A 7,124-nucleotide genomic window follows, 5' to 3' on the forward strand; every position below is an offset into this window, starting at 1 on the left:
CTTCTTTATTACTAGGATTACATAACTTAATTGATAGCATTAATCAATTTCCCACACTGCTTCTTTCTGGATAAATCACCTTATTTCGTAATCTTTTAATTCGGAAAGTGACAGAAGAGGGATATATGGCGAATTTATTTCTTACTAAAATTGATTTCCAAATCTCTCGCTAGTTCTGACTTTTGACTATGAGATGCGTGACTTTTACCTCAAAACTAAGTCTTAGAACGTTCCTGGTTATCGATAGATTTATATTTTTTGATTAAGAGATACGCTATAAGATTTTTTCCAGATCCTCAGCGATTCTGAAGACTAATTTCAGCACTTACTCATAAAACCTGTATTTAATACAAATATGGCATTGACAGATAGTAAAGTCTTTTCGCTAAAACCTGATACTTTGGCGATTTTATAAAAGTTCCGATCTTTCTTTACCCAACTTGTTAGTCTGTTGTTTAAATTAAGGAAAAAACAATCGTTATGAAAATCAAATATTTTGTTGCTGTTGCTACAGCTTCCATTATCTCCCTAGGATTTATCGGCACATCCTCAAATTTTAATGTTGTGAGAGCCAATCCTGGCGATGGTACTGGCGTTGTTAACCCTTCTTTAGCTCAAACTGCATCCGCACCCCCAGTTTATATTGAATCTTCCAGTGGCTTAGCAATCCGTGGTACAGATCCAGTAGCTTACTTTACAGAGGGTAAAGCTGTTGCAGGAAATAGTCAATATGAACATGAATGGAATGGAGCTACCTGGAGATTCTCTAGTGAGGAAAACCTCGCACTGTTTGCTGCAAATCCCGAACAGTATGCTCCTCAATATGGTGGTTACTGTGCAAAAGCTGTAAGTGAAGGAAATGTTGCTTCAACAGATCCCAATGCGTGGAAAATTGTTGATAATAAACTTTATCTCAACTACAGCCCTGAAGTTCAGCAACAATGGGTTCAAGATATCTCAGGAAATATTGCTAAAGCTGACAGTTTTTGGCCAGATGTTTTAGTAGGCGCAACTGTTTTTGAATAATATTAATAATTTTTTAGTTATAATAGCTACATCATAACTAATCAAGCTGAGAATAATTTTAAATGATGAAAGTCGCTCTCTTATAGAATATATATTAATTAATTTCTTATGGAGAGCGAACAATCTGCATTAGATTTACAATCTAACTTTTTTGTGTTTACTGAACAAAAATTAAAACAATTCGGCATCTTTAACTTTAGCCATTTTTTGAGCATTCGCTCTTTCGCCACAGGTGCGAGGAGTGGGAAATAATTTACCTGGGTTAGCTAAACCTTTGGGGTTAAAACTATCACGAACATAGCCCATAGTTTCCAAATCAGTTGCATTATACATATAGGGCATATAACAGTTTTTATCTGCTCCAATACCATGTTCTCCTGAAAGACTCCCCCCTGATTCCACACATAGTTTGAGGATTTCACCGCCCAATTCTTCCACGTCAGCAAACGCTCCTTCAACGGAATTGTCATACATAATCAAAGGGTGGAGGTTGCCATCTCCAGCATGAAACACATTAGCTATTTTATAGCCAAAGCGATCGCTTAATTGATTAATTTCTTTTAACACTTCCGCTAGCTTGGTGCGGGGTATCACTCCATCTTGGACAAAGTAATCAGGGCTGATATGTCCTGCTGCTGCGAAGGCTGCTTTTCTCCCTTTCCAAAGTTTCATGCGTGTTGCTTCATCGCTAGCAGTTGTGATGTCTCTCGCACCGTTAGCACGACAAATCTCAGCTACTTTTTTCTTATTGGCTGCAACCTCTACTGCTAAACCATCCAACTCAACTAATAAAACTGCTTCTGCATCACGGGGATAGCAACCAAGAGCCACAGTATCTTCTACCGCATTAATCGTCAATCGATCCATAATTTCCATACCTGCGGGAATAATACCACTACTAATCACCCCTGCCACGGCTGCACCAGATTGAGCAATACTCGGAAAATCTGCCAAAATAACACATACTGATTCGGGACGCTTGAGAATTCGTAGCGTAACCTCTGTAGCAATTCCTAAAGTACCTTCTGAACCTACAAAAACCCCTGTTAGGTCATATCCAGGCATTTCGGGGACTTTACCTCCAAGATCCATGATTTTGCCTTCAGCAGTGACTATTTTTAATCCCAATACATGATTAGTCGTCACTCCATACTTTAAACAGTGAACCCCCCCAGAGTTTTCTGCTACATTTCCCCCAATAGAACAGATTATCTGACTAGAGGGATCTGGAGCATAATAAAAACCTGCACCACTAACGGTTTGTGTCACCCAATTATTAATAATCCCTGGTTGTACGGTAATGCGATGATTGGCTAAATCAATATCCAGCACCTGTCTCATTCTCGCAGTTACTATCAAGACGCAATCCTCTACAGGTAAAGCACCACCAGATAATCCTGTACCTGCACCCCTAGCCACCCAAGGAATATCATTGTCGTGACAAATTTTAATTGCAGCAGCTATTTCTTCTGTAGTGCGGGGTAAAACTACCAATCCTGGGCGTTGACGATAACTAGCTAAACCATCACATTCATAAGTTAGTAACTCTTCTTTACGTCGAACTACCCCATCTTTACCTACAACGGATTCTAACTGTTTAATAATGGGTTGCCATTTATCTTGTGTCGAAGAGAAAAAACTGCGAAGCATAATTGTTTTTTGTATTGAAGTTTATCGTCTGCTGTTTAAATTTTACAAAAAATCGCTGACTTTTTTCGATTGTGATGCTATCAGATTACAAAAAAAAGCCCAACGAATAACGCTGGGCTCTGTAGTAAGCAAAAACTTCACATCAGGAAAGTGATGAAAAATTGAAAGTTAGAATGGAAATTTGAGATTGAAAAGGATTTACTAAATGTTAGCTTTAACTTCTAAATATTAGTATCCTTCAGTTTCTGCATTTTTCCATCGACAAATATACTAATTTTTGCTGGCTGCTAATTGTGAAGGAAATGTAAAATTAAGAGTTTTTATGTCCTTATTTACCGAAAAACTTCACACTTCAATCATTTGAAAAATCGAAACTTACTCAATTTTCAAACAGTCTTAACTATACGTCAGTTTTTAATTGGTGAATTGATTACAATACGAGGACGCAGAGTAATTAAACGCTGCGCTAATACATGATTACTGATTCAATTTAATTTTATTGCTCTTCAGGAAAGGTTTCAGTAAATTCTTCAAGCAACTCGTCTAATTCTTCTAAAGCTTGATCGACATCTACCCTTAACGTGCCGATGTTAGGTGTCTCTAAAAGTTGTACTAAGTAGTCTCGTTTGCTAGCGATTTGAGCAACTTTTTCTTTGATGGTGGATTTGTCCATAGTTGTATCTCTTATAGTGCTGTTATAGCTCTAAAATGAATAAGGTTAACAAAATTATACAATTAGATAGTATTTTGCTTATGTTACGTAACATTCCTTTGGCTATGGTGGGGCTGATTGTCGGTGGTATTATTACTACTATAGGTATTATTGCTTATCCTTTAAATTATGCTGCCCTTAACTTAGGCGGTCTTTTTTATGGTGTACCTATATTACTAGGTGGTCTGGCTTTAAAAGCTGCGGAACTTAAACCCATTCCCTATAGTGAAGAGCCAACGCCAGAAATTATTGCATTGAGAGAAGAACAGGCTACTCCCACTCAAGATCAAGTACGTCAAGATGTTACTCGTTTTCGCTATGGTCAGGAAGCCCATCTTGACGATTCTTTAAAAAGGGTTGGTTTAAGTCCTGCTGACGATCAAAGACCAGATTTAGTATCTATCTATGAAACATCGGTTGATGGGGCTTATGCTTTAGTTTTACAGTTTTATTCTCCGTTAGTTGATTTTGAAACTTGGCAAAAACAGCAAGATAAAGTTACTACGTTTTTCGGCCCTGATATTAAAGCTGAAGTTTCCCAACCAGAGGAAGATCGCGTAGATTTAGCTTTAATTAAATGTTGATTTTGATTATTTAATTCTAATTTAGAAAATACTATATACAAGGGTGAGTTAACCTTACCCTTGGTTTATATAAAAAACCTCTACCAATATAAAATAGTAATATTTTACGGGCGAATCGCGCTTTCTTTGAGTGATGGATATCAAGTTTCTCATCAATAAGCCTAATTTTGTCTTCATTTACCCACAAAACTCATAAAATTAGCTAAATTCTAGAGAAATGATTTGTAAATCACCCTTACTAAATTAAGAATTATTATTCTGCTAGTAAAATGAAATCCGAAAAATTCAGAATTTCTGTTACTAGCCATTGTTGCTCTTTTCGCGATAAAAATAAACCAAAGTGAACAATTATATAAGCTGTTTCTACAGAACAAGTTGTCCAAATATTTTTGAAAATGGGTTCTCCAATATGAGTAATTCTTACTCTTTTTAAATTATTAATATGTTCTTTATGAGATAGGTTTCTATAGTTAAGGAGTTTCGCACTTTTTTCTACCCGCAGGAATTTTTCATCTAATTTAATTTTAAGGTTGAGAAAAGCTAGTTGATAAAAATAAACTAAAGTTCCCAAACCTAAAAGAAAACAAAATAGAGGAATTAAACCTAATAATAGAAGATTAAACCCCGCTATTTGCAATAAACCAGATTTAATAACTATGACAAAAATCAATAACCAAATTAAGTTATAAGTCGTCACTAAACTAACTATAAATTGACAAGAAGAACTATAATTCCATGCACCAGGAATTTCAATTATTAATTGACTTTTTCTTTTAGTAACAGAAGCGATCGCACCGCGCCTCGCCTTTTTTGACTGATTTTTTTTAATTCCTAAAAAAGTTAACTTTTTTTCTCCTTTTAAAACAGCTAAAGCTTCTTCCGCCGAAGTCAAACGATCTTCCGCAGCAGGTTCGATTATTTTATCTAACCAATTAGCAAAATCTTTCTCCAGATAAACATAAGATCGAAAATTAATTTTGAGATTTTTCTGAGGTAAACGATCTGGTTCTTGTCTAGTTAATAAATATAATAAAGTAGTTCCCAAACCATATAAATCTGTCCCTAAAGAAGCCTTTCCGCGAAACTGTTCGGGAGCCATATAACCGAATGTTCCCACCACAGTACTACCACCAGTAACTGTATGATGATCAACATCTTGCACTGCGCCAAAATCCACTAAAAAAACTGTGCCATCAGCTTGTCTAATAATGTTTTGTGGTTTAATATCTCGATGAATAATGGGTGGAGTTAGTTGTTGTAAATACACCAAAATTTCTAATAGCTGAATTGCTAACTCTTTGACTTCCGTTTCTTCTGGTCGCCATTTACGATCAATCCATTCTGATAATGGTTTTCCTGATGCTAATTGTTGCACTAAATAAAAATTACGAGTATCTTCTGTATCTTCTTGAAAGTAATCAATATATTGAGGAATTGCAGCATGATTTAGTTGAGCTAAAATCTTAGCTTCTCTTTCAAATAGTTCTAAATTTTTCCAATTGTTAAGATTACCGAGAGATAAAACTTTAATTGCTACTTGCTCTTTAGTTTCAAGATTTTCGGCTGCGTATGTAGTGGCAATTCCCCCTTGTCCTAATAGATAATTTATTTTATATTTTGCAGCAATAATACTTTTTTCTAAAGATTTATTTTTCATTGTTTAGAATCGATATAATAGCGTTTATTTTTTTATTGATAATATAAGGAATATTTTAATTTGCCCCTGCATCAATTAATAGCTTTTCTATATGTTCTCTTTGTGCTAAATTTAAAGGAGTTTTTCCTTGATTATCAGTTGCGTTAACATTTGCTCCTGCATCAATTAGTAGCTTAGCAACAGACATAGCCGAATAGTAATTGCGAGCGACAACATTATGCAAAGGAGTCCTTCCTTTTTCATCAGTAACATTAACATTTGCTCCTGCTCTAATTAGTAACTCAACAGACTGTAATTGTTTGTCTCCATAACAATTACCATTAGTTAATTGTTGTAGGGGAGTCATATTATTAGAATTATTTTTAGGATTAATATCTAAACCACTAGCCATGAGAAATATTATTTTTTCAGGATCGCACAATCTGTCACTAGAGTAATAACTGCCACTAGAGTAATAATTAATTGTTTGTTTTAATTTATCTAATTCAGTTTCACTAAATACTGCTCCCTTAGAAACTAAAAAAAAAAACATATACTTATGTTCTTTTTTATATAAATCTGTTTGAGAATAAGACCAAGATCGAGGAAATTTTCTTTGATATGCATTAAAGTAAGCAATATATAGTGGAGTATGTTTTCGCTTATCTTCGATGTCAAGTTTAATATTATTATTAACTAAATATCTTGTAAGGCTAATATTTTGTCTTTGTAATGCTAAATGAAGTGCCGTTTTGCCTTGATTATCTACCGCGTTGATATTTGCTCCGCGATCGATTAATAATTTAGCTATACGATCGTTTGTTGCTAAATGAAAGGGAGTTTGACCTAAGTTATCTTTAATGTTGGGGTTTGCTCCTTTTGCTAAAGCTTTTTTGATATTTTTTATGTTGTTAAGTTTTCCTTTTTTTACTTGCTCGTGAAGAAAGGTTTGACCGAGCTTATTTTTGATATTAATATCTCCTCCTTTGGCTAAATAATCATCAAAGGGAATTAATTGTTTTTCCATTGCGATTAACATATATTCGGTGAAACCGATATGGTTCAATACGGCATACTTATTACGATCTAAAATTAGAAAAATCGCGATCGCACTAATCGTTAACCCCATTACCAAAGCAATTCCTTTTTTTGAAAAAGATTCAGTGATTGGTTTGGGTTTGGGCTGTAAAATATTTAAGGCTTGACTAGCAGAAACAAAGCGATCTTCTAGGTTGGGTTCGAGTATTTTTTCTAACCAGTCGGCAAACTCTTCTGATATTTGAATGCGATCGCTAAAAACTATTTTTAGTCTTTCTACAGGTAATTCCGCAGGGGATCTATGAGTTAATAAAAATAATAAAGTCGCCCCTAAAGAATATAAATCGGTAGCGGGTACAGCTCTCCCTTGAAACTGTTCGGGAGCCATATAACCAAACGTCCCCACTACAGTACTACCGCGTATCATCGTATTATGATAATACCAATTTCCTAAACTTAGACTACACTTAAAGAGAAA

At 35.0% G+C, this 7,124-nt stretch carries 6 protein-coding genes; 2 read left to right on the top strand and 4 right to left on the bottom strand.

Annotation, left to right across the window (positions count from 1 at the left end; translation table 11 throughout):
* The first annotated feature begins 480 nt into the window (after nucleotides 1-480).
* A complete protein-coding gene (locus H1P_RS29250; protein ID WP_144874381.1) occupies nucleotides 481-1,026 on the top strand; it encodes a YHS domain-containing (seleno)protein in 546 nt (181 codons plus the stop codon).
* A gap of 171 nt (nucleotides 1,027-1,197) precedes the next feature.
* Here the strand turns inward: H1P_RS29250 and glcD are convergent, their stop codons facing one another.
* The gene (gene glcD / locus H1P_RS29255) at nucleotides 1,198-2,676 is read right to left on the bottom strand and encodes a glycolate oxidase subunit GlcD (protein WP_144874383.1); all 1,479 of its coding nucleotides are present in this window, start codon (nucleotides 2,674-2,676) and stop codon (nucleotides 1,198-1,200) included.
* Nucleotides 2,677-3,172: 496 nt separating this feature from the next.
* On the bottom strand, nucleotides 3,173-3,349 hold the full coding sequence (locus H1P_RS36705) for a hypothetical protein (RefSeq protein ID WP_186376214.1): 177 nt from the start codon (nucleotides 3,347-3,349) through the stop codon (nucleotides 3,173-3,175).
* 80 nt (nucleotides 3,350-3,429) lie between these two features.
* Here H1P_RS36705 and H1P_RS29260 point away from each other — a divergent pair, with 80 nt between their 5' ends.
* A complete protein-coding gene (locus H1P_RS29260) occupies nucleotides 3,430-3,972 on the top strand; it encodes a DUF2854 domain-containing protein (RefSeq protein WP_144874384.1) in 543 nt (180 codons plus the stop codon).
* 253 nt (nucleotides 3,973-4,225) lie between these two features.
* On the opposite strand, the gene H1P_RS29265 is transcribed toward H1P_RS29260, so the two are convergent.
* A complete protein-coding gene (locus H1P_RS29265; protein WP_144874386.1) occupies nucleotides 4,226-5,629 on the bottom strand; it encodes a serine/threonine protein kinase in 1,404 nt (467 codons plus the stop codon).
* A 55-nt stretch (nucleotides 5,630-5,684) separates the two neighbouring features.
* A partial coding sequence (locus H1P_RS29270; protein ID WP_222427302.1) for an ankyrin repeat domain-containing protein occupies nucleotides 5,685-7,124 on the bottom strand: 1,440 nt, incomplete at its 5' end.

The sequence above is a fragment of the Hyella patelloides LEGE 07179 genome (assembly GCF_900659865.1).
Lineage (GTDB): Bacteria > Cyanobacteriota > Cyanobacteriia > Cyanobacteriales > Xenococcaceae > Hyella > Hyella patelloides.

Excerpts from the sequence above, each read along its gene's own strand:
- glcD (WP_144874383.1), bottom strand. The coding sequence starts at position 2,676 with ATGCTTCGCAGTTTTTTCTCTTCGACACAAGATAAATGGCAACCCATT.
- H1P_RS29260 (WP_144874384.1), top strand. The coding sequence starts at position 3,430 with ATGTTACGTAACATTCCTTTGGCTATGGTGGGGCTGATTGTCGGTGGT.
- H1P_RS29250 (WP_144874381.1), top strand. The coding sequence starts at position 481 with ATGAAAATCAAATATTTTGTTGCTGTTGCTACAGCTTCCATTATCTCC.
- H1P_RS29265 (WP_144874386.1), bottom strand. The coding sequence starts at position 5,629 with ATGAAAAATAAATCTTTAGAAAAAAGTATTATTGCTGCAAAATATAAA.
- H1P_RS36705 (WP_186376214.1), bottom strand. The coding sequence starts at position 3,349 with ATGGACAAATCCACCATCAAAGAAAAAGTTGCTCAAATCGCTAGCAAA.